Origin of the sequence: Nocardiopsis kunsanensis DSM 44524, from assembly GCF_000340965.1 — a bacterium.
Taxonomy (GTDB): domain Bacteria; phylum Actinomycetota; class Actinomycetes; order Streptosporangiales; family Streptosporangiaceae; genus Nocardiopsis; species Nocardiopsis kunsanensis.
This window is the reverse complement of the sequence record NZ_ANAY01000094.1, coordinates 1-551: the sequence shown is the minus strand read 5'-3', so window position 1 is coordinate 551 and position 551 is coordinate 1. Positions and strand designations below refer to the sequence as shown.

Here is a 551-nt window from a genome sequence, read left to right as displayed (position 1 = left end):
TCTCTCTCCACCCATGTTGTAACCGTGCGTGAGCAACGCTTACCCGGAAAGGCTCACTGTGCCTGTTCATGATCGATAATAGAAGATGGAATAGGTGGTGGCCGACCTTCCAACGGGTGACCGACACCCGGACCTCACGATCCGGAACCTGGGTCGACTCCGTGCCCCCGGCAGTATCCGATCTTTCCGGCCACCGGGATGCCGACAGGAGGAGTGTGGAGATCCCTGTTAGGAGATCGCGTTGAGTCGCCTCGTCAAGACTGCTGGAAGGCAGGTCTTCCACGACCTCCTTGGCGACCTTCCGGGCCGCACTGGACCACCTCTCCGGGTCGGCCTCGCGACGGATGCGGAAATAGTTGTCGTAGTCAGTGCTGTCAGCTATCTCGCGTTTCGATCCTGGCGCCCTCCCGTCAGGTTGAAGGGTGATCGACGTTAACAGGCCAAGGTCGGTGTTGCTGCTGATTGTTCGCTCTCCTGACAGTCTCATGCCGGACTGAGCCCTTTTCATCCTGCTTCTCGGATTTGAAGTACGAGCACAGCTCGGGTGATCT

1 protein-coding gene is annotated in these 551 nt (G+C 58.6%); it reads right to left on the bottom strand.

The window, feature by feature from the left end; all coding sequences use genetic code 11:
- Positions 1-487: hypothetical protein (locus D456_RS27315; RefSeq protein WP_204366801.1), on the bottom strand; the 487-nt coding region annotated here is incomplete at its 3' end.
- Positions 488-551 lie beyond the last annotated feature (64 nt).